Source organism: uncultured Merdimmobilis sp. (assembly GCF_902471145.1).
Taxonomy (GTDB): Bacteria; Bacillota; Clostridia; order Oscillospirales; family Ruminococcaceae; genus Merdimmobilis; species Merdimmobilis hominis.
This window is the reverse complement of record NZ_CABRJC010000002.1, coordinates 39,674-60,695: the sequence shown is the minus strand read 5'-3', so window position 1 is coordinate 60,695 and position 21,022 is coordinate 39,674. Positions and strand designations below refer to the sequence as shown.

The window sequence follows — 21,022 nt, the reverse complement described above, 5'->3', positions numbered from 1 at the left end:
TCTGTCTGATAAAAACGATCCCCCTTCTTTGCAAAGAAGGGGGATCGTTTTTTGTGTATATGCAACGGGGGAAATTTGGTTAACCCACCACCCGCAGCTCCAGCCCCATCTCGTTGAGGGCCTTGGAGCCGGTCTCGGTGACCACCATCAGGTTTTCGATGCGGATGCCGAACCGCCCGGGCAGGTAGATGCCCGGCTCGTCGGAGAAGACGTTGCCCGGCACCAACAGCTCTTTGTTCCCCTCCACCATGTAGGGGTCCTCGTGGACGTCCAGCCCGATGCCATGGCCCACCCGGTGGGTGAAATACGCGCCATAACCGGCGTCGGTGATGATCCTGCGGGCGGTGCGGTCAATCTCTTCGGCGGGCACGCCGGGCCGGATGGCCTTAGCCACCGCAAGATGGGCCTTGAGCACGATGGCGTAAATCTCCTCAAACCCTTCGGGGGCTTTCCCCACCACACAGGTGCGGGTCATGTCGGCGCTGTAGCCTTTGTACAGCCCCCCGAAGTCCATCATCACCGAATCCCCTTTGCAGATGACCCGGTCCCCGTTGACATGGTGGGGTGCGGCGGCGTTCTCGCTGCATGCCACAATGCCCGACCGAACTGACTCCAACCCTTCGGCCAGCCGCAGTTCACTGAGGAGGCTTGCCACCTCCCGTTCGGTCTTGCCCTCCAGGCCGATGGCATAGAGTTTCTCCAGCGCGGCTTCTGCCATGTGCTGGGCCCGGAACATGTATTCCAGCTCCTGGGCATCCTTGACCCGGCGCAGGGTGGAGAGGATCACATCCCCGTTGACCCATTGAGCCCCTGGGATGCGCTCCTGAAGGCCCAGCAGCCAGATGCCGTACATCCGCTGGCCCACGGCGATCCGGCCTTTAATACCCGGCAGAGCCGCCAGCATGGCAAGGGGGTCCTCCCCGTCTTTCCAGCCGATACACTCCACCGACTGGCGCAGCCCCTCGCTCAGGTTGTCCATCTCAAAAGAGGGCATCAGGAAGAATACCCGCTCCTGAGTCAAGGCAAAGCAGACAATCCGCTCCATCGACTGGCCAGTGTGGCCGGTCATGTAGGCAAGGTCGGTGGAAGGGGTAACCAGCAGGGCGTCAATCCCTTTTTGGGCCATCAGTTCCCGGGCTTTCTGCCACCGTTTTTGATAGAGTTCCATAAAATATCTCCTTTCATTCTGCGAATTTTATTCAAGCATTCCATTGTGACCATGATACCGGGAATTTCCCCGAAAGTCAAATATCCGTCTTGAGGATGCAGCCGCTTTTGAAAATCCTCAAAAAAAGCAATCCCGATACCGCTGTTTTTTGCGGTATCGGGATTGAAAGGGTGAAAACAGGGTCAAACAAGGCCCCTTACCGGAACTGGTCCTTTACCATGTTCTTGGTCACTTCGCTCAAGGCGAACATATCCTGGGATTGGTTGTACCGGCCCTCGGTGGGAATCACCTGGGCGGGGGATGCCTTTAGCTCCGCCATCATCCGGGCGGAAGAGAGGCGGGCATCAAAATCCACAAAGGAGAGGTCGGTCTTCATCTGGTTGACCGCCTTGCGGAACAAGTCCTCCCCCTGGGCCCCGCTGACCAGTCCCAATTTCTGATTGACCGCAGCTGCGGCCAATTCAGCGATGGCCTTTATCCGGCTGGGCTCCCCGCCGTCATACCCCTGGTACTCCATCAACCGCAGGAGGGCGGAGCCATCCAGCCGCTGCCGGCCCGCACGCAGCACCACGCCGCCCGCATCCGGGGAGAGGGACAGCTCCTCCCCCAAGGTGTACTCCACCGGGCCGAACGCCCCGGCAATCGCCAGGAAGCCCTGCTGGTCCATGACCATATGGCGGTCGATGGATACCCCAAACAGCCGCTCCAATGCCGTGCGGGTGGCTGCGACCCCACCGGCCTCATACACCTCCTGCAGCGTCTTGGGAGAGGGGGGTTCCTCCACCAGAAGCTGGGGCGGCAGGGAGAGGATGGGAATTTTGCCCCGGGTGGGATTGTAATGCACCAACAGGAAAATGTCCTGGTCGGCCTCCACCACCGAAAACACCGTCAGATCATCTGATTCCCGGGGAATATAAACCGAAGCCCCCACCTGTTCTGGGGCAGTCTCCTCACCGGGGTTTCCAGTGAATAGATAGATCACCATAACGCCGGTAAAAGCTCCCAGCACCAGAAAGGTCAAGGTAAACGACGAAACAAAGTAGGCCCACCGGCTGGGCTTTTTGGAAGGTGCCACACCCTCACCGCCTCTCTACACTTTTTCCTTAGCTTTGACCGGGAGGGCGGGATTCATGCGCGGCGGGAGTTTCCCCCTCTAAAAATTCAGCAAGCAAAGGCGGGAGAGCTGCCGCCCTCCCGCCAAAAAACTATTCCGCTTCTGAATAGACTGCTTCCAGGATTTTGACATCCTCCAAGGGCATGTTGCCGCCGTCGGTATCCACATTGGCGATGGCATCCACCACATCCATGCCCCGGATCACCTGACCGAACACCGAGTGCTTGCGGTCCAGCCACGGGGTGCCGCCCACCTGCTCATATTGGGCGATGACCTCCTCCGGGAAACCAGCCCGCTTCATCTGGCCCAGCAGGTCCTCGCTGACCACCGGCACCTGGACGATAAAAAATTGGCTGCCGTTGGTGTTGGGCCCGCTGTTGGCCATGGAAAGGGCCCCGCGGAAATTCCACAGATCCATGGAGAACTCGTCGGGAAAGGGGCGGCCCCAGATGCTCTGTCCGCCGCGGCCAGTGCCGGTGGGGTCACCGCCCTGGATCATAAAATCCGGGATGACACGGTGGAATTTCAGACCATTGTAGTAGCCCTCTTTCACATGGGTCAAAAAGTTTTCACAGGTTTTAGGGGCCTGCTGGGGGAAAAACATCAGCTCAATCTCCCCCAGGGAGGTCTTCAGGGTGACAATCGGAGTGCCCTTTTTGGGCGATTCAAACTGGATCAATGGTAATCTTCCTCTCACATCAAATAAAGTCTTCTATCCACAAGGCCGGGAGCTTCCGCTCCGGCGGCCGGTCGGGCTATTCCACGGTGCGCAGTGTGATGTTGGTGACAATGACATCCTCTTGGGGGACGTTCTCCGTCTGAGGGAGGTTGCAGATTTTCTGCACCACATCCATCCCGCTGACCACCTGGCCGAAGACGGTGGTCTTGCTGTCATGCCAAGGGGCTCCGCCTTTTTCCTTATAGGCGTCAATCACCTTTTGCGGGTATTTTGCCTCTTCCATCTGGCGGATGGTCTTCTGGGGCAACTCGCCGGAACAGACCACATAGAACTGGCTCCGGTTGCTGTCCGCCCCGGTGGACACCATACAGACCGCCCCAGTAAAGTGCCACAGATCATAGCCGAATTCATCCTCAAAAGGGCCGCCCCAAATGCTGTCCCCCCCGGTGCCGTCGTTGTTGGGGTCGCCGGTCTGGATGCGGTTGTTCCTCACCACCTGGAAAATTTTCAGGCCGTTGTAGTAGCCCTCGGTCACATGGGTAGTGAAGTTCTCCACCGCCTTGGGGGCCCGCTGAGGGTATAAGACCACTTCAAAGGCCCCTTGGGTGGTTTCAATGGTGGCGATGGTATCGCCGGATTTGGGTTCCTCCAGCTGAAACAGATGGATTTTATCCACATCCACCGTCTGGTTGTTCTCCACCGATGGGGGTATAAATGCCGGGTCGTTCCCCTTCTCTTGGCTGCACCCCAGCAGAAGCACGCCAGCTATCAGGAGCGGGAGAAAGATTTTCAATGTCTTCAATCGATCACCTCTTGGTGTTTCATATCCTGCGGGGACGGCAGTTTCCATGTTTCCCCAGAAAAAGGGCAAAATTCCTCGTGCGGGAACCTGGCCGCCTTTGGAGGCGTTTCCAGCTTGTCCGCCCAACCCAAGGCTGGAAGCACGCCCAGCACAACCAGATTGGCCAGCTGCCATGCAATCATTGTAACACAATCCCTTGGGGAAGAAAAGGGATTTTGCGCAAATCAAAAAGGCTGCAACCCAACTTGATTGCAGCCTTTACTTTATATTGTTCATGTTTCACCTTGGCAATCCTACAAAAAGGCCTTTCTACAATCCAAATCATTTGAAGTCTCTTTCCCATTCACGGGGAAACACACCTTTTTCAGATTGCACGCTTCCCGGGCCTACCTCTTTACTACTTTCGAGGGGCGACCAACCGGTTTGCTTCATTCCTTTTCTTAAGAATGCAGGAACATAAATAGGGCAGATGCTATTTCATTGGACTCAACCTTTGCATCAAATTTTACTCGAACCAGAAATTGATTCTTCCATTGGACTCACCTGAAATATTTACTTTGGATGATTCAACTGTTTCCAACGCATACGGCAAAAGCTTTGGGGAAGCATGTATAGCGGTACTTGTAGAAAAATTCCACTGCATCATGGGCGGATATTCCAGGCCCAACAATCAACCGATCTATGCGTTCCGCGCGGCCCCGACCATATGGGACTGCTTTGGGGTATCTTCGTACATCGGAACCACTCCTCTCTCTGCGTTCTAGATTTCCATCTATCCCTTATTTCATCTATATAATACCCCATCCATTAGCTTTTGTCAATAGTTATTTTCCACATTTTATTATAAATTTTATTCAAAAATTCCTGCCGCAACAAGTTCTTGACAACCTTCCCCGGATGCATTAAACTGAGATATGAAAAGAGCAGCCCCTCAACCCGGGGCGCTGAATTAACAAGCATCATTCCCGCCCAGCGTGGAATGGGGAGGATTTATGGAACAGAACGAGTTTGGCAATGACATTTTGACTTTGGTGGATGAAGAAGGCGTGGAGCATTCCTTCGAGGTGCTGGACGCTATGGATTTCGAAGATGGCCACTACCTGGCCATGGTCCCGGTATTTGAGGAATCCGAAGAACTTCTGGACGACATGGGCGAGCTGGTAATCCTCAAAGCCGCTGGGGAAGAAGAAGACAGCTATCTGGAGCCCATTGAGGACGAGGATGAGTTCAACAAAGTCGCTGAAATCTTTATGGACCGCTTAAAAGACACCTTCGAATTCGAAGACTAATACCTGTGAAAAAAATCCCTGCTGTATACGATACTGTCGCCACTTTATAATCCAACACTTACTTTTCGGGAGAGCCATTCTCCTCTGACCGATTGCAGACCTCCCGGCCCAGCCGGACGAAGGGAGCATGACCTCAGAGGGAGCTCACCCACCTGTCTTCGGACGGGTTTTAAAAGGCGATGGAACGGTACGGCGGGGTATTTTTTTTGTTTTTTTGAGGAAAAGGAGGATCATCGTATGTCCCATTGGCAAGCGCGCACCGCGCTGATTTTAGGGGAAAGCGCCCTCTCCCGGCTGGCTGACGCCAGGGTTGCGGTGCTGGGCTTAGGCGGCGTGGGGGGCAGCGCAGCGGAGGCCCTCTGCCGGGCTGGCGTCGGCCACCTGCTCCTTGTGGACCACGACACAGTGGATGAAACCAACCTGAACCGGCAGCTTTTCGCCACCCGGGACGTGCTGGGGAAGAAAAAATGCCTAGTTGCTAAGCAGCGGCTTTCCACCATCCACCCAGAGGCGGAGATCCTCGCCGCTGACCAGTTTTACCTGCCGGACAACTGCAATTTCCTCTTTGATTTTAAGCCCGATTATGTGGTGGACGCCATCGACACGGTCACTGCCAAGCTCCACCTGGCCAAAGCCTGCTGGGAGAGGGGAATCCCCCTCATCGCCTGCCTGGGCACCGGCAACCGCCTAGACCCCTCCAAACTGACGGTGGGGGACATCGCAGACACCTCCGGGTGTGGCTGTCCCCTGGCCCGGGTCCTGCGCCGGGAGCTGAAAAAGCAGGGAGTCCCCCGGCTGCGGGTGGTCTTTTCCACCGAACAGCCCCTGCCTGCACAGGTGGCGGCGGATTCCCCTGCCGGGCGGCACAGCCCGGGGAGCAGCCCCTTTGTCCCACCAGCGGCAGGCTGCCTTCTCGCGTCGGTGGTTGTCCGGGATTGTTGCCAAATGGATGGGGGATCCAAATAATAGCAAATTTTCTGCTTGTGTTTTATTTATTTTTTTGGTATATTGTGATAAAGTGAGTTGCGTATCACTGAAACAAATGAGGAGGTTTATCCCAATGAAAAAGACAAAAATGCTTTCCGGCCTTTTGGCTGTAGTCCTGGTGTTTGGCTTGGCTCTGGCCGGCTGCGGAAGCAAAGTACAAGGCGAGCCTGGTGACGCTGTCCTGGGCTGCATGGAGTCCTTCAAAGCTATGGATTTTGACGCCATGGCCAACTATGTCTCCAAAACCGAGGAGATCCAGACCCTCAAAGACGAGTTTTCTTCTGAGGACTTGGACATTGTCAAAATGGTTTTGAAGCGGGCCACTTTTGAAGTGGTCAGCACCGACAAGGCTTCCGATGGCAAAACTGCCGAAGTCACCTTGAAGATCACCAACGTGGATATGAATGAAGCAATGACCGTCGCCCAGGAAAATCTGATGGCGTGGGCGATCGAGGAAGCTGCCAAGCCCGCCGCCGAGCAGCCTACCGAAGATGAAATCATGGCCAAAACTATGGAGATGTTGGACGCCGCCATCTCTGCGGAAGACGCCAAAACTTTGAGCAGCGAAGTCACCGTCCCCACCGCTGTGGAGGAGAACAAGTGGATCGTCACCGATCTGCCCGATGATGTCCTGAACGCACTGGCCGGCGGTATGGAGCTGTAATACCAAGTACATAAAACAAAGGGCCTGTGGGGAGATCTTCCCTGCAGGCCCTTTTGTGCGTGAGAGATATACCCACAAAGCAGAAAATTCTTTTCCATGAATGGGATTTCCCGCCCGGCGCTGGAGCTGCATATTTTTAAAACCAAATGGAATGCTAATCCAAAGAAGTTCCCAAAAAGGAGGAAGATACTGTGAACCGGATCAAAAGCGGCCTATTGGGCTTTGCGGCGGGCCTCCTCAACGGGTTGTTCGGTGCAGGCGGCGGCATGGCGGCGGTGCCCATGTTGTCTGCTATGGGGGTGGAGACCCGGAAATCCCACGCCACCTCCATCGCCATTATCCTGCCCCTTTCTGCGGTGAGCGCCTATCTCTACCTGCGGGGCGGGCACCTGGCCTGGCGGGAAGCCCTCCCCTACCTGCCCGGCGGGATCGCCGGCTGCTTGGCCGGTTCCTACCTCCTACCCCGGATGAGCACCCTGTGGCTCCGGCGGATCTTTGGGGCGCTGGTTCTATTCTCTGCTGTGAGGTTGTTGCTGCGATGAATATTGCCACTATAATCGCCGCCTTTTTTGCCGCTGTCCTCGGCTCCCTGGGCATGGGCGGGGGCGGGGTGCTGCTGATTTATCTGACGGTATTCCAAAACATGGCCCAGCTGGATGCCCAGGGGATGAACCTGCTGTTTTTTCTGCCCATCGCCGCCCTGTCCCTCCTCTTTCACGCCAAAAACAAACTGGTGGAGTGGAAGGTGGTCCTCCCTTCGGTGCTGTGCGGCCTCATTGGCGTCCCGGTGGGCTCTTGGATTGCCGGGAAGCTGGGGTCCCAGCTCCTTTCCAAGGCGTTTGCTCTCTTCCTCATCTACATCGGCTGCCGGGAGCTCTTTTCCAAAAAGCAGCAGGAAGATCCCCCGCAAAAATGACCTGCTATCCATCCCCCTTGGAAGAATCCTTCCAAGGGGATTTTTTCATATTGCAAATCTCCCTTCAAAATCGATTTCTTTGCGGTATAAAGCTTTTCATTTCCGCTCAAACTACTATCGAAGTTTTCAAAAGCAAAATTTGCTCCTGCCACCGCGTCCGGCAGGGCGGAAATGGAGATCATCACTATGAGCAAACAAACCAAAGGCAATTTTAGTAAATTCATGGCTGGCAAAGGTTTTTATGTGGCCCTCACCTTCTGCCTGATCGGCGCAGGAGCAGCCGCCTGGGCCGCAGTGGACCGCACCATCGACAGCATCGATCAGAACAACAAGGCCATCCTGGACCGGGCTTCTTCCAGCCTGCCCCTCTCTTCTTCGGAGTCAAACTGGGGTTTCCCTTCGCTGGAGGAAGCGGACAAGCCTCAAAGCGGCGTTTCCAAGCCGTCGGCTTCCTCCTCTTCGGCGGATACCTCTTCATCCTCGTCCGAGGCTTCTTCCGAATCTTCCAGCAGCTCCGAACCCTCGGAGCAGCCGGTACAATCGCCCGTTTTGGACTTCGTGCTGCCAGTGCAGGGCGAAATTCTCACCTCTTTTAGCCAAGGGGAGCTGGTCAAGGATGTGACCCTGGGTGAATGGCGCACCCACGACGGGGTGGACATCAAAGCGGATAAAGGCGCTGAAGTCTTTGCCGCTGCTGCGGGCAGCGTCACCAAAGTGGCCCAGGATACCCTGTGGGGCCAGGTGGTGGAAATCACCCACGGCGACGGTTCCATCAGCCGGTACTGCGGCCTGGCCAAGGATTTGGCGGTGAAGGAAGGGGACCTGGTCAACGCTGGCCAGACCATCGGCCAGGTGGATTCCATCCCCACCGAAATCTCCCTGCCCACCCACATCCACTTTGAACTGATAGGCTCTGACGGCAACCTGGACCCCTTGGCCATCATCGGCCGGTAAGGTCATAAAAGATTCACAATTGAGGGTGCAACAAAACGGGAGCCCCCTGCCACTGATAAAATAGAGAGGCGAGGGAGTCCCATCCTGCCCCGCCAGCGAAACCACCATCTCTAAGGCTTTGGCGGGGTGTGCCCCATACGTGTTATGCACTCTTACCAATCAACAAATCCTCCTGTTTGCCTCTCTCACAGACAGTCTGCAAAAGGAATGTGCTCGAGCCGACCCAAGCGGCAAAACCCCCGCGGCGTTCTTCCCGCCGCGGGGGTTTTGCTTTTTGCTTTTCTATTGCGCCCCTCAGCCTCATCCCGTAAGATAGAGGGCTCACCTTCTGCTCAAGGGCTTCCGGCTGACACCGCAGAATATCATCGCCTGATTTGGGGGAGCCCGCTTGTGGCAATGTGCTGCGCCTTGGTTTGGTGGCTCCCAACGGAAGGTCCACATGGGGAATATGGATGGCTTTTCAAAATCCTCTCCCTCCCCATGGGGACAGGAGATTTGCCACCACCCCAAATTTCCATCTGGGGCCACCGCCGGGTCCTTTTCCCCACAAAGAAAAAACAGCGAAGGCAATTGCCTTCGCTGTTTTGCAGCATCGGATTACAGGGTGGGTTTCTTGTGGTTCGGATTGTCGGTGATGGTGACGGGGGTGATCTCCTCCCCGTCCCGCATCAGGCGGGCCATGACCACAAACCGCTGCCGGTCACTGGGGCCATAGGCCCGGGTGCAGGTGGACAGGGTCAGGATTTTATCGGTGGTGTTGACGTCCACATCGTAGGTGAAGCGGCTGCGGCGCTGGGCCTCCTGAATGATGTACAGGAAGTTGGGGTCCTCGGGATCGCTGGCGATGTAGTTGAAGTCCACCTCGGTATAGAAGACGGCGAACACTTTAAAAATCATGCTCTCATCTTCGGTGGAATACTGGATATAGGGGGTCTTTTGGGCAAAATTCAGATGATGGAAAGCGGTCAGCTGGGCAAACATCCGGTCATTGACATTTCCGATGCGGGGGTTGGCCGAAATATTGGTCCAGTTGTGGCCGTACAGCACGGTGTTGCGGCTGATATCCGCCTTTTTGCCGAACTTGGTGCCGGAATCCGCCCAGATGACGCCGTCCCGGCTCTGCTCTTTGTAATACCCCAAGTTGGAATAGTAGTTGTTGTCTGGGCCGATGACCACTGGGTAGCTGATGTTGGTGTTGGGGACCTTGATCCAACCCCGGACATCGGCGTTGATGGCCTTCCACTGGGGAATGTTCGCCGCGCCGGAAGCTCCCAGAGAATTGGGATCAAAGGTGGCTGGGGCCTGGCTGGAAGCCGCTCCAGAAGAGCTTGCCGCAGAGGAATTGCCATTGTTCACCGGTGCCGAGCTGGAAGCTGTCCCATTGGAAGCGGGGGTGCTGGAAGCCTGGCTGGAGGAGCCGGAAGACTGGCTGGAAGAGCTGGAAGACGCCTGCTGGCTGTGGGACTCCTCCTCTTGGGGGAGCTGCTGCTCTGCCAGCTGCTGGTTCCGTTCAGCCAGGAGATGATTGGCCCGGGTGGAGAGCACCGAGGCCAAATCGCGGCCGCTGACCACCGATACGGTGCTGGAAGCCATCGCGTCGATAGGACGGCTTACAAATGTATTGCTGAGGGCATACCCCACACTGCCCATAGCAAGGGCGGAGGCAATGGCCATCACAGCGATTCTGCCGTAGCGGAGCTTCATTTTCTTTTTGCGCCGGCGGGGAGTTGCCGCGCTTTGATTTTGTTGTTTCCGTTCCATGGTTGCACCCCTTGTTTTACAAAAAATTGGATTTTGGGCGGAGGGATTTTTCCTCCCACCGCCAACCCGCCGCAGGAACCGGCGGGGAGAAGGCGCAGCGCTCTTTTTGAGGACAGCGCACTGGTATGTTGTCTTGCTTTTTCCATTTTAGCCGCTGGAACTAGTTTTCCCCGCGGCGCGGAAGAACATCCCCAAAAGGGAATTTCCCTCCAAAAAAAGGATTGAGAAAATGGCTCTATCCCCGGTTTTGTCAATCCCCCGGCCAAGCAGTCATTGTCTCGCATTCATTATAACATATCGGTGGTGATTTGTGGAATAAAATATTTCAAAAATTGTCGCCAAATTTTCATCGAATTGCTATAATTTCCTGGCCTTTCCTCCCCTGCCTGTGCTACAATGGGTCCGAGGCAGTTTTTAGGGGGAGAGGGATCTGCTGGGGAAACTCTCCATTTCAAGCCCTGGGGCATCATCCAAAAGCCCCATCCGGGCAAACCCGCAGCACCTGCCTGTAGAATAGGACTATAAAACCCAATACTTTCCAGTGTAAGGAGGCTGACCGCCTATGCTTTATTACTATTCTCTGCAATCCCGTTTGGGCACTATCACCTTAGTCCAAGCCGGGGAAGCCCTGATTCGGCTCATCCTCTCCCCCCAGGACGCGGACCTTGTCAAAGACCCATATCTCGCCCGGCATTTTCTCGGGGAGGAGTTGGAAGAGCGGCGCACCGACCTGATGGACCGGTTTGTCATCCAGCTGGCCGCTTACCTCAAGGGCAAACAGAAGGGATTTGATCTGCCTTACCAGCTGTATGGCTCCCCCTTTGCCCGCCGGGTTTGGGAGGAGCTGGGCCGCATCCCCTATGGGGAGACAGTCTCCTATGGAGAGCTGGCCAAACGCTGTGGCACCGAAGGCGTCCAGGCAGTGGGTACCGCTGTGGGAAACAACCCCCTGCCGCTGATCCTGCCCTGCCACCGGGTAATCCGAGCAGATGGGGCTCTGGGGCAGTACAGCGCCGGGGAGGGGCCCAGCACCAAGCGTCTCCTTCTCCAGCTGGAGGGTGCCGCCTTTCGGGAGCAGGTCACCTAACAAAAAAGCGCCGGCAATGCCGGCGCTTTTTTGTTAGCCCGATTATTCAAAGTGGGAAAGAACCACCTGGGCAAAAATTTCCATGCCCACATCCAGGGAGGAGATGGAGATGTGCTCCCCGCGAGTGTGGGCGCCTTCGCCCAGATACACCCCGAAGCAGACCGCCGGCACCCCTTGGGACAAGGGGATGTTGCAGTCGGTGGAGCCGGAGCAGGTGGTCATTTCCAGCCCATGCTCCTTGGCGGCGCTGCGGACCAGCTCCACCAGGTGGGAATTGTCCACATCCCCTTTGCAGGGCCGGTTGCCCACCAGTTCCACATCCACCTCCACCCCCATGCTGCGGTAGGTGGCGATACAGTTTTCAAACAGGCGATCCATAATTTCCAGGGCCTCCCGCTTGTCGGAGCGGTACTCATAATACATCTCGCAGCTCTGGGCGATGGTATTCACCGAGGTGCCCCCCTGGATCAGCCCCACGTTGTAGGTGGTCTTGCCCAGGTCGGGCACCTTCATGGCGTAGAAGGTGGAGATCATCTGGCTCATGTAATAGATGGCGTTGCGGTTGCCAAAATCCCCGTAGGAGTGGCCGCCCTCCGTTTTGAGTTCAATGCGGTACCGTTTGGAACCCACCGCGTCGTTCACCACCTTGCGGTAGTTGCCGTCGATGGCGAACAGCCGGGAAACCCGGCCCTTGTAATCCTCCATGACCTGACGCACCCCTTTCAGGTTGCCCAAGCCCTCCTCCCCGGTGTTGAGGACAAAGAGGATGCCCGTCTTGGGGGTGAGGTTCATCTCGGTGACCATCCGGGCCATCTCCATCACCGCGACGGCATTGGCGGTGTCGTCGCCGATGCCAGGGCCGTAGATGGTATCCCCTTCGATGCGGACCGGCAGTTCGTCGGTGTCGGGGAACACCACATCGGTGTGGCCTAAAAAGGCCACCAGCTCATCGCAGCCTTCGGCGTGGTACGGGTACACCACATTGAGGGCGCTGTCGATATACACCCCTTCTGCGCCAAAGGATTCCAGATATTCTTTGCACCACTGGGCGCGTTTTTCCTCGTGGTTGGAGGGGGCAGGGATTTTGCCCAGGGTGACGATTTCATCAATCATCCGGGGGCGGTTGTCGGTCAGGTACTTTTTTACAGCAGGGGTCAGGCCCATCCAAAACATCTCCTTCTATCTTCGGGCCGCTTTAGCGGCCGCGGTTGACGATAATCATGGCGGAAATCACACTTAGGACAAAAGCGGCGCAGCCAGCGGCCACCATCACCATACCCACGATAGGTGCCCAGATGTTGGGCTTTTCAATCCGTTCGATTCGCACAGTTCCTTCCTCCTTTCTACACCAGGGGTTGGTCAATGGGCATGCTGGCCGTCCCGTTGAGGGACAGTCCGGCAATCTGCCCGTCCAGGTATTCATAGTAGGCTTGGGAGCCGATCATGGCGGCGTTGTCGCCACACAAATTCAGGGGCGGCATATACAGTTGATATCCCTGTTCCTGACAGGCGTTTTCCAGCATGGAGCGAAGGCCGCTGTTGGCCGAGACGCCCCCGGCCACCACGATGGTGCGGTAGCCGTAGGTATCAGCAGCCAGCATCAGGCGGCCGGTCAATATCTCCGCCACCGTCTTTTGGAAGGAGGCGCAGAGGGAGTCGGTGTCCACCTCCTGCCCCTTTTGGGCGGCGTTGTGAATCAGGTTGATCACCGCAGTTTTTAGGCCGGAAAAGCTGAAGTCATAGGGGCTGCCCTCCACCTTGGGATGGGGCAGGGGATATTTGGCTGGGTCCCCTTTCTGGGCGGCCTTGTCCACGAACACCCCGCCGGGATAGGGGTACCCCATGGCCCGGGCGGCCTTGTCGAAAGCTTCGCCGGCGGCGTCATCCCTCGTCTTGCCGATGACCGAAAATTCGGTGTAGGATTTCACCTCAATGATGTGGCTGTGCCCGCCGGAGGCCACCAGGCAGAGGAAGGGCGGTTTCAAGTCCGGGTGGGCCAGATAGTTGGCGGCGATGTGTCCCCGGATGTGGTGCACCGGGATGAGGGGCTTCCCCGCCGCCAGGGCAAGGCCCTTGGCGTAGTTGACACCCACCAGCAGCGCCCCGATGAGGCCGGGTGCGGCGGTGACCGCCACCGCGTCCACATCTTCCAGATTGCAGCCCGCCTCCCGGAGGGCCTCATCCACAATGCCGACGATGTTTTCGGTGTGGCGCCGGCTGGCGATCTCCGGCACGACCCCGCCGTATTTGCGGTGCTCCTCCACCTGGGAATTGACCGCGGAAGAGAGGACCTTCCGGCCATCCTCCACCACGGCGGCGGCGGTTTCGTCGCAGGAGCTTTCAATGGCTAATATCTTCAACGGTTCATCTGCCTCCTTTTTATTCGTCCAAATACCGGGTCAGCAGCAGGGCGTTCTCCACAGGGTTTTGATAGAAGTTTTTCCGCTCCCCCACCTGCTGGAACCCGTGGGCCTCATAGAGAGCCCTGGCCCCCTGGTTGGAGGGCCGGACCTCCAGGGTGAGGAAGGCCATGCCCTCTTTCTCCCCATAGGCGATTAAGGTGCCCAGCAGAGCGGATGCCACCCCTTTGCGCCGGTGGGCGGGGAAGACGGCCACATTGTCGATGTAGCCCTCGTCCAGCACCCGCTCCATCCCCAGGTAACCAACCACCTCCCCATCCAGGCAGGCGGCGAAAAACACCGACGATGGCCGCCCCAGCTGGGCCCGAAGGGTCCCTTCGCTCCAAGGGGTGGAGAAGCACTCCCGCTCCAGGGCGGCGATGGCCTTGATGTGCTCCTCCCCCATGGGCAGGATGTTCAGCCCCTCCATTAGAACACCATCAGATTGATGCCGGTTTTGGGATCGGCTTTGCGCTCGATCACCATGTCCAGCTTGCGGATGAACAGCTCGCAGGTGGCGCTGACCACCGCCTCGTTGAGGTGGCCGCCATGGGCCAGGCCCTTGTCATCCCCCAAGGTGGCGTGGATATGTAAATAGAGCTCCCCGTCTTTGGTGGAGACGTTGCCGATGAGGGCGGTGATCTCCATATCCTGGTCAAAGGTGTTGGAAACATAAGCGTTTTTGGTGAAATCGAAGATCCCCACCACACTGTGATCAGCGGCGCCAAGGCCCTGGATGGTGCCGGCTTTGACCCCTTCATTCTCACAGATGGCGCGGATGGAGGAGACGATCTCCTCCCCCTTTTCCAGACGGACGGCGATGGTGTCGCCACAGGTTTTGTATACCATGCAGATTCCCCTTTCTTGTGTGGATCGGTGATGGGAGGCCCCGCAGGGCCTCCCCGCTATTTGGCTTCAAACCAGGTTTTGCCCACCTTGGCCTCCACCGACATGGGTACTGACAGCTGGACGGCGCCCTCCATCTCCTCCCGGAGGATGGCAGCGGCCTTTTCATTCTCCTCCACCGGCGATTCCACAATCAGTTCGTCGTGGATCTGTAGCACCAACCGGGATTTCATCCCCTCAGCGGCCAGGCGGCGGTGGACCCGCACCATGGCAATTTTGATGATGTCGGCGGCAGTCCCTTGGATGGGGGTGTTCATCGCCACCCGCTCCCCAAAGGCTTTGAGGTTGTGGTTGCTGGCGGTGAGTTCCGGCAGGTAGCGGCGGCGGCCAAAGAGGGTCTGGACATAGCCGTGTTCTTTGCCAAAGGCAATGGTGTCCTCCATATACTGCTTCACACCGGAATAGGTGCGCAGGTAGTCTTTGATGTATTTGTCGGCCTCAGCCACCGAAACCCCGATGTCCTGGGAGAGGGAGAAAGCCCCAATGCCGTAGACAATGCCGAAGTTGACCGCTTTGGCCCGGGAACGCATCAGCGGGGTGACGTAGAGGGGGGGCAGGTTGAACACCTGGCTGGCGGTGGCGGTGTGGATGTCCGCCCCGTGTAGGAAGGCGTCGATCATGTTTTTATCTTGGGCGATGTGGGCCAGCACCCGCAGCTCGATCTGGGAATAGTCGGCGTCCACCAGCATCTCGCCGTCACCCGCCCGGAAGAACTTGCGCAGGTTGCTGCCGATTTCGGTGCGGACCGGGATATTCTGCATATTGGGCTCAATGGAGCTGATGCGGCCGGTCCGGGTCTCGGTCTGCTGGAAACTGGTGTGAATCCGGCCGTCCTCCCCCACCACCTTCAAAAGGCCGTCCACATAGGTGGATTTCAGTTTGGTCAGCTTGCGGTATTCCAGAATATCTTCAATGATGGGGTGTTTGCCCCGCAGGGACTCCAGCACGTCGGCATTGGTGGAATAGCCGCTTTTGGTCTTTTTGCGGGTGGGCAGCCCCAGCTTGTCAAAGAGGATAGCCCCCAGCTGCTTGGTGGAGTTGATGTTGAACTCCTCCCCTGCATGGGCGTAGATGCTGGCCTGCAGCCGGGCGATGTCCACATCAAGGCCCTGGCCAAAGGCGATGAGGCCGGGGACATCCAGCTCCACCCCGATGCACTCCATGTCCGCCAGCACCTGGGCCAGGGGGATTTCAATATCCCGCAGCAGGGAATCCTGCCCATGCTCCACAATCTGGGCGGAGAGCCGTTCCCACAGGGGGATGAGCCGGAGGCCGTCGCCCCCCAAAGCCTGCCATTCCTCCGGCAGTTCGGTGCAGGAGAAGGGGGCCACCTGGTATTCGTCCGCCAGCCGGCGGATGGTGTATTCGGTGGAGGTAGGGCTTAACAAATACCCCGCCAACTCCACATCAAAATCTACGTTTTGTATATTGATATCGTGATAATACCCATAGCGATGAAGCTTTTTGGATTCGGTGGTCACCAGTTTTCCAGGGAAGGCCAAAACCCGGCCCAAAACCGAGGCAAAGGGCTTGTCTTCCCGGGAGAGAAGGGCCATCTCCTCCTGGCCGGCCAGGCACAGGGCGGTGATTTCATCCCCCTCAAAGGCGAAGAGGGCAAAGAGCCGCTCCTCCCCCAAAAGGCGGGTCAGCTGGCCCTCTTTGGGGGAGATATGAGGGGTGATCTGGGGCTTTTCATCCGGCTTGTTCACTGCGGGGGCCGCCGATTCTACCGTTCCGTGGAGGCCCAATTTCTCAATCATCGTGTGCATCTCCAATTTGGAGAGGAGGGTGTAGGCCGCTTGGACATCCCGCTCTTTGAGGCGGTAATCCTCCAAATTGCAGTCAATGGGGGCGTGGCGGTCGATTTCTGCCAGCTTGCGGCTCAGGTAGGCCATCTCTTTGCCCTCTTGGAGCTTTTTGCGGACGCCGGGTTTGACGTCAATGGTGTCCAAATTCTCATAGATGGCATCTACGCTGCCAAACCGGGAGATGAGATCCAAGGCCGTCTTCTCCCCGATGCCGGCCACGCCGGGGATGTTGTCGCTGCTGTCCCCCATCAAAGCTTTGACCTCGATGAGCTGTAAGGGCTCCACTCCATATTTTTCCCGGATGGCGGCGGGGTCGTAGAGGGTGGATTCGGGGCGGCCCATCTTGGTGGCAGCTAGGCGCACCGCCACCTGGTCGCTGACCAGCTGGAGGCTGTCCCGGTCCCCAGTGGCGAGGACACATTCCTGCCCCTGCTCTACACACACCCGGGAGAGGGTGCCCAGGATGTCGTCCGCCTCAAAGCCGGGCAGCTCCACAATGGGGTAGCCCAAATCGGTAAGCAGTTCTTTGAGCACTGGCAGCTGTTGGGCCAGCTCCTCCGGCATCCCCTTGCGCTGGGCTTTGTAGCCGTCGTACATCTCATGGCGGAAGGTGGGGTGCTTGACATCAAAAGCACAGGCGATGGCATCTGGCTGCACCTCGTCGATAATCTTTAAAAGTATATTCAAAAAGCCATAGATGCCGTTGGTGTACTGGCCATCTTTGGTCGTCAAAAGCTTGATGCCGTAAAAGGCCCGGTTGAGTACGCTGTTGGAATCAATCACCAATAGTTTCATTGTTTCCTCCACGGGGACATGCCCGAATGTATTCTTTGTTCCGCCCAGGGCGGATAAAACGCGAGGGATTGCAGATAGCCCGCAGGACGCGGGCCACTTGGAAAATTCTCCAAGCAATGCGCCCCAAAATTGTGTTGCGGCGTTGCCACAGGAAGGGCGGCCCCTCAAAAAGGCATTGCTCCTATACGGGCCCGAGAGGGATTTCTTCCCCAATGATCGCTTTGCGGCTCTTGTAGCATAAAATCTTCACAAGCTTTAAGAATTGCGGTGCGGCTCTGCCGCAAAGAGCTTTGCCCTGCAAGCAATTCTTCGAATGCCACAGGCTTCGCCTGTGGCTATTGTACCACAAATCCTCGCAAAAAGAATGGCTTTTGCTGTTTTTTCCACCAGGAAATGCTATAATAAAGACAGTTGACCGCCTGGGATGGGCAGTTTTCCCCTCTGCCTGGGCGGGCCTATATGATCAGCCTCCCCCATTCCTTTCCTGCACCCAAGCGGCAATGCCGCACCTAAAAATAGAAAGGAGCCTTTACCATGTGTCCATCCTATGACCGCGACCAATTGGTTCTCCTCTTGCAGCAGCTGATCCAAATCCCCAGCATTGCCCCTCCAGGAGATGAGGCCCCCTGCGCCGACCTGCTGGCCCAATACCTGGGGGATTGCCCCAACCTGGAACTCTCTTTCCAGGAGATCGGCGAGAACCGTAAGAACTTGATCGCCACCCTCAAAGGCACTGGGGAGAAGAAGGCCATCCTCCTCAACGGCCACCTGGATGTAGTCCCTGTGGGGGAACGGGCCAACTGGAAGTATGATCCCTTCGGGGCACAGATTGTGGACGGCACCATGTATGGCCGGGGCACCGGCGACATGAAAGCCGGCCTGCTGGCTTTGGCCGCCGCCCTAAAACTCCACGCCCAAAGCGGAAAGCCCCTCAAAGGGGATGTGGTCTTTTTGGCCACCTGCGGCGAGGAAGTAGACGGCTGCGGCGCCCGCGCTTTTGTCAAGGACCACGACATGAGCGCCTTTGACGCCTCCATCATCGCCGAGCCCACCGGCTCGGCGGTCGTCTCGGCGGAGAAGGGCCTGCTTTGGGTAAAAATCCACTCGGCAGGGGTCACCGCCCACGGGTCGGTGCCGGAAACCGGGGTCAATGCCATCCAATATCTGATGGAGGCCTTGTTCCACATCAAAGCCGGGTTCAACCCCCAGAGCATCCACCCCACTTTAGGCAAGACCACCATGAACATCGGGGTGTTCCACGGCGGCATGGAGCCCAATATCGTGCCGGACAGCGCCTATGCCTCCATCGATTTCCGCTGTGTGCCCGGCTATGACCACAACGACGTACTCCAATTGATCGACGACTCCATCGCAAAGGTCAAGGCGGAACACTCGGATGCCAATCTGTGGGTGGAGATCCTCAACAACCGGCTGCTCATCTCCACCCCCGACGACCACCCCCTGATCCAGAAAGCGGTGGAGCTGAACCGGAAGATGGGCCTTTCCACCACCATCGAAGGTAAAGTGGCCTGCACCGATGGCTCCATCCTCAACACCGTCTGCGACACCCCCATGCTCATCTACGGCCCCGGCGAGTCCAGCCAGGCCCATGTCTACGACGAGTATGTCACCTTGGAGGCGTTCCACAACAATGTCGCCTTCTTCTACGACATTTTGGAGGAGCTGTTGGGCTAACGGCGCCCCCTCAAAAAAACAGCCTTGTCTTTTCCAAAGACAAGGCTGTTTTTCTTATCAACCCAGTTGGATCAGAGGACGGCTTTGTCCAACTCCCGGGCGATGGCGGCGATCTCATCCCGATAGGCCAGCATCCGGCTGCGGGCCTCCTTCAGATCGATGGTGAGGAGCCTCCTATTCTCCACCACCAATTCCCCGTCCACAAATACCGACTCCACATTGGAGGGGTTGGCGCTGTAAACGATGACCGAGTAGTAGTCGTAGATAGGGTTCATGTTGACGCTGTCGGTCTCAAAGATGACAAGATCCGCCCGCTTGCCCACCTCCAAGGAGCCGGTGATTCCGTCAAGTCCCAGGGCCTTGGCCCCGCCGATGGTGGCCATCTCAAAGATCTCCTTGGCTGGAAAGAGGCTGCGGTCGTGGTTGAACAGCTTCTGCACCTTGCCCACCAAGGGCAGCTGGGTGAGGATGTCGATGGTGTTGCCGCTCATAGGGCCGTCGGTGCCCAGGCTGACGGTGATCCCCCGCTCCCGCATCTTTTTGATGGGGGCCACCCCTTTGGCCCCTTTGGCGTTGGAGCCGGCGTTGTAGGACACTTTGACCCCCCGCTTCTCATAGATATCCAGGTCGTTTTCCTCTAAATTGATGGAGTGGGCGGCCAAAAACCGGTTGTCCAGCACCCCGATGCTGTCCAAATACGCGACAGGGGTCATGCCATGATCCCGCAGGCAGTCCGCCTGCTCATAGCCCATTTCAGCCACATGCATGCAGAAGATGATGCTGTTTTCCCGGGCGATGCGGTGGCATTCCTGGAGATGGGCGGTGTCGTTGGTGTAGATGGCGTGGCAGTTCACCGCCGGGGTGATGCGGGGATGGCCTTTCCACTTCTTGACGAACTCCCGGGTATAGGGGATGCCGCCATAGGGCTCCTTGGCGCTGGGAGAGGGGTTGCAAAGCACCGTCTCGGACAGCACCCCCCGGATGCCCGCCTTCTCTGCCTCCCGGGCGATGTCATCTTCAAAATAATAGGCGTCGTAAACGGTGGTCACCCCACCCAGCAGCAGTTCGGCAAAGGCGTAATTGGCCCCGGCTACCGCCATTTCCCGGGTCATGGCGGTGCGTTCCAAGGGGAAGAGGTACCGTTTCAGCCGGTCGGGCACATCGTCCGCCAAGCTGCGGAACACCATCATCGACAGGTGGCTGTGGGTGTTGATCATGCCGGGGGTGATGATCTTGCCCCGGCAGTCCAGGACGGTGTACCCGGCAAATCGGGATTCCTCCAGCTGAGCGGTGGGGCCGATCTCCTGGATGGAGTTGCCCTCCACCGCCAGGTAACCGTCCTCATAGAGGGTAAAATCGGCGTCCATGGTGAGGATCGCCGCATTTTTGAGCAAGTACTGTGCCATGGTGTCTTTCCTTTCCGCCAATGGGTTTTATTTGGTTTGGCTGGCCTTGACGTATTCGATGGCCTCTTTGCCGGTCATGTGGTCGATCTCAACGCCGATGAGGATGGCTTGGGTACATCCCCCCACCTCCGCCTCCTGCTTCTCCCGAGGCTGGTCGGCAGAGTATTTGGCGGTGAGGGCCAGAAAGGCATCCCGCCTCTCTGCGGCATCCTCCACCACAAAAGCCCGGCCAAAGGCGATGACACTGCGGAAATAGGTGGTGTATTCGGCGCTGACCACCGTGTCCTCATCCACCACGGCAAAGGAGACCTTGGGTTGCCGCCGGATGGCGTCCACCTTGTGGCCCGCCTTGGCCGAATGGAAATAGAGTTTGCTGTTGTGGTACACATAGCTCAAGGGCACGGCGTAGGGATAGCCGTCGTCCCCCTGCACTGCCAGCACCCCGTTGGTGCCCCGGCGAAGGACTTCTTCCACCCTGTCCAAAGGGAGCTCCTGGCGGATTCTGCGCATCTTGCGAAACATGGTGTCCTCTCCTTTTCCACAATGTCTGTCTTTTAAAAAAGGGCCTGCCGATGGCGGCAAGCCCTTTTAG

22 protein-coding genes and 1 other RNA gene are annotated in these 21,022 nt (G+C 57.5%); 9 read left to right on the top strand and 14 right to left on the bottom strand.

The features are described from left to right. Nucleotides 1–79 precede the first annotated feature (79 nt). From RDQ42_RS01695 to RDQ42_RS01675, 5 genes are all read right to left on the bottom strand, one after another. Nucleotides 80–1,168, bottom strand: a complete 1,089-nt coding sequence (locus RDQ42_RS01695) for a Xaa-Pro peptidase family protein (RefSeq protein ID WP_071427432.1) — start codon at nucleotides 1,166–1,168, stop codon at nucleotides 80–82. A gap of 196 nt (nucleotides 1,169–1,364) precedes the next feature. Beyond that, on the bottom strand, nucleotides 1,365–2,243 hold the full coding sequence (locus tag RDQ42_RS01690; protein ID WP_054332034.1) for an LCP family protein: 879 nt from the start codon (nucleotides 2,241–2,243) through the stop codon (nucleotides 1,365–1,367). Nucleotides 2,244–2,373: 130 nt separating this feature from the next. Then, on the bottom strand, nucleotides 2,374–2,961 hold the full coding sequence (locus RDQ42_RS01685) for a peptidylprolyl isomerase (RefSeq protein ID WP_054332035.1): 588 nt from the start codon (nucleotides 2,959–2,961) through the stop codon (nucleotides 2,374–2,376). A 76-nt stretch (nucleotides 2,962–3,037) separates the two neighbouring features. Further along, a complete protein-coding gene (locus RDQ42_RS01680; RefSeq protein WP_054332036.1) occupies nucleotides 3,038–3,763 on the bottom strand; it encodes a peptidylprolyl isomerase in 726 nt (241 codons plus the stop codon). Further along, the gene (locus RDQ42_RS01675) at nucleotides 3,760–3,945 is read right to left on the bottom strand and encodes a hypothetical protein (protein ID WP_054332037.1); all 186 of its coding nucleotides are present in this window, start codon (nucleotides 3,943–3,945) and stop codon (nucleotides 3,760–3,762) included. Before RDQ42_RS01675 ends, RDQ42_RS01680 begins: the two co-directional genes overlap by 4 nt. A gap of 810 nt (nucleotides 3,946–4,755) precedes the next feature. Here RDQ42_RS01675 and RDQ42_RS01670 point away from each other — a divergent pair. From RDQ42_RS01670 to RDQ42_RS01640, 7 genes are all read left to right on the top strand, one after another. After that, complete coding sequence (locus RDQ42_RS01670; protein ID WP_054332038.1) at nucleotides 4,756–5,052, top strand: DUF1292 domain-containing protein; 297 nt, start codon at nucleotides 4,756–4,758, stop codon at nucleotides 5,050–5,052. 12 nt (nucleotides 5,053–5,064) lie between these two features. Then, nucleotides 5,065–5,255: non-coding RNA, 6S RNA (gene ssrS / locus RDQ42_RS01665), on the top strand. A 34-nt stretch (nucleotides 5,256–5,289) separates the two neighbouring features. After that, nucleotides 5,290–6,018, top strand: coding sequence for a ThiF family adenylyltransferase (locus RDQ42_RS01660; protein WP_071427436.1), 729 nt, complete (start codon nucleotides 5,290–5,292; stop codon nucleotides 6,016–6,018). 94 nt (nucleotides 6,019–6,112) lie between these two features. After that, entirely contained in the window at nucleotides 6,113–6,703 is a 591-nt protein-coding gene (locus tag RDQ42_RS01655) for a hypothetical protein (RefSeq protein ID WP_054332039.1), read from the top strand. Between the two features lie 191 nt (nucleotides 6,704–6,894). Next, the gene (locus tag RDQ42_RS01650) at nucleotides 6,895–7,245 is read left to right on the top strand and encodes a sulfite exporter TauE/SafE family protein (RefSeq protein WP_231358675.1); all 351 of its coding nucleotides are present in this window, start codon (nucleotides 6,895–6,897) and stop codon (nucleotides 7,243–7,245) included. Beyond that, complete coding sequence (locus RDQ42_RS01645; protein ID WP_071427437.1) at nucleotides 7,242–7,619, top strand: sulfite exporter TauE/SafE family protein; 378 nt, start codon at nucleotides 7,242–7,244, stop codon at nucleotides 7,617–7,619. The genes RDQ42_RS01650 and RDQ42_RS01645 overlap by 4 nt, the downstream gene beginning before the upstream one ends. 186 nt (nucleotides 7,620–7,805) lie before the next feature. After that, nucleotides 7,806–8,573 carry a M23 family metallopeptidase gene (locus RDQ42_RS01640; protein WP_054332041.1) on the top strand — a complete coding sequence of 256 codons (768 nt, stop codon included), beginning with the start codon at nucleotides 7,806–7,808 and terminating at the stop codon, nucleotides 8,571–8,573. A gap of 597 nt (nucleotides 8,574–9,170) precedes the next feature. Here RDQ42_RS01640 and RDQ42_RS01635 read toward each other — a convergent pair. Beyond that, on the bottom strand, nucleotides 9,171–10,334 hold the full coding sequence (locus RDQ42_RS01635) for a class B sortase (RefSeq protein WP_231358674.1): 1,164 nt from the start codon (nucleotides 10,332–10,334) through the stop codon (nucleotides 9,171–9,173). A gap of 562 nt (nucleotides 10,335–10,896) precedes the next feature. Here RDQ42_RS01635 and RDQ42_RS01630 point away from each other — a divergent pair. Next, complete coding sequence (locus RDQ42_RS01630; protein WP_054332044.1) at nucleotides 10,897–11,421, top strand: methylated-DNA--[protein]-cysteine S-methyltransferase; 525 nt, start codon at nucleotides 10,897–10,899, stop codon at nucleotides 11,419–11,421. 42 nt (nucleotides 11,422–11,463) lie between these two features. Here RDQ42_RS01630 and RDQ42_RS01625 read toward each other — a convergent pair whose 3' ends face one another. From RDQ42_RS01625 to polA, 6 genes are read right to left on the bottom strand one after another with little or no spacing between them, the layout of a single operon-like run. Next, nucleotides 11,464–12,585 carry a M20/M25/M40 family metallo-hydrolase gene (locus tag RDQ42_RS01625; protein WP_308588160.1) on the bottom strand — a complete coding sequence of 374 codons (1,122 nt, stop codon included), beginning with the start codon at nucleotides 12,583–12,585 and terminating at the stop codon, nucleotides 11,464–11,466. 31 nt (nucleotides 12,586–12,616) lie between these two features. After that, entirely contained in the window at nucleotides 12,617–12,748 is a 132-nt protein-coding gene (locus RDQ42_RS01620; protein WP_267888275.1) for a hypothetical protein, read from the bottom strand. A gap of 16 nt (nucleotides 12,749–12,764) precedes the next feature. Then, nucleotides 12,765–13,781: a tRNA (adenosine(37)-N6)-threonylcarbamoyltransferase complex transferase subunit TsaD gene (gene tsaD, locus RDQ42_RS01615; RefSeq protein ID WP_054332046.1), complete on the bottom strand. Its 1,017-nt coding sequence runs from the start codon at nucleotides 13,779–13,781 to the stop codon at nucleotides 12,765–12,767. 19 nt (nucleotides 13,782–13,800) lie between these two features. Next, a complete protein-coding gene (gene rimI, locus RDQ42_RS01610; RefSeq protein ID WP_231358673.1) occupies nucleotides 13,801–14,250 on the bottom strand; it encodes a ribosomal protein S18-alanine N-acetyltransferase in 450 nt (149 codons plus the stop codon). Then, nucleotides 14,250–14,669, bottom strand: coding sequence for a PPC domain-containing DNA-binding protein (locus RDQ42_RS01605; RefSeq protein ID WP_231358672.1), 420 nt, complete (start codon nucleotides 14,667–14,669; stop codon nucleotides 14,250–14,252). The genes rimI and RDQ42_RS01605 overlap by 1 nt, the downstream gene beginning before the upstream one ends. 56 nt (nucleotides 14,670–14,725) lie before the next feature. Further along, nucleotides 14,726–17,329 carry a DNA polymerase I gene (gene polA / locus RDQ42_RS01600; protein ID WP_071427440.1) on the bottom strand — a complete coding sequence of 868 codons (2,604 nt, stop codon included), beginning with the start codon at nucleotides 17,327–17,329 and terminating at the stop codon, nucleotides 14,726–14,728. 534 nt (nucleotides 17,330–17,863) lie between these two features. On the opposite strand from polA, the gene RDQ42_RS01595 reads away from it, so the two are divergent. Continuing rightward, complete coding sequence (locus RDQ42_RS01595) at nucleotides 17,864–19,024, top strand: M20 family metallopeptidase (RefSeq protein ID WP_071427441.1); 1,161 nt, start codon at nucleotides 17,864–17,866, stop codon at nucleotides 19,022–19,024. Nucleotides 19,025–19,095: 71 nt separating this feature from the next. On the opposite strand, the gene RDQ42_RS01590 is transcribed toward RDQ42_RS01595, so the two are convergent. Both RDQ42_RS01590 and RDQ42_RS01585 read right to left on the bottom strand, forming a co-directional pair. After that, a complete protein-coding gene (locus RDQ42_RS01590) occupies nucleotides 19,096–20,430 on the bottom strand; it encodes an amidohydrolase (RefSeq protein WP_054332051.1) in 1,335 nt (444 codons plus the stop codon). A gap of 27 nt (nucleotides 20,431–20,457) precedes the next feature. Continuing rightward, nucleotides 20,458–20,952 (bottom strand): pyridoxamine 5'-phosphate oxidase family protein, encoded by a 495-nt coding sequence (locus tag RDQ42_RS01585; protein WP_231358670.1) that lies wholly within the window; start codon nucleotides 20,950–20,952, stop codon nucleotides 20,458–20,460. Between the last annotated feature and the right edge of the window lie 70 nt (nucleotides 20,953–21,022).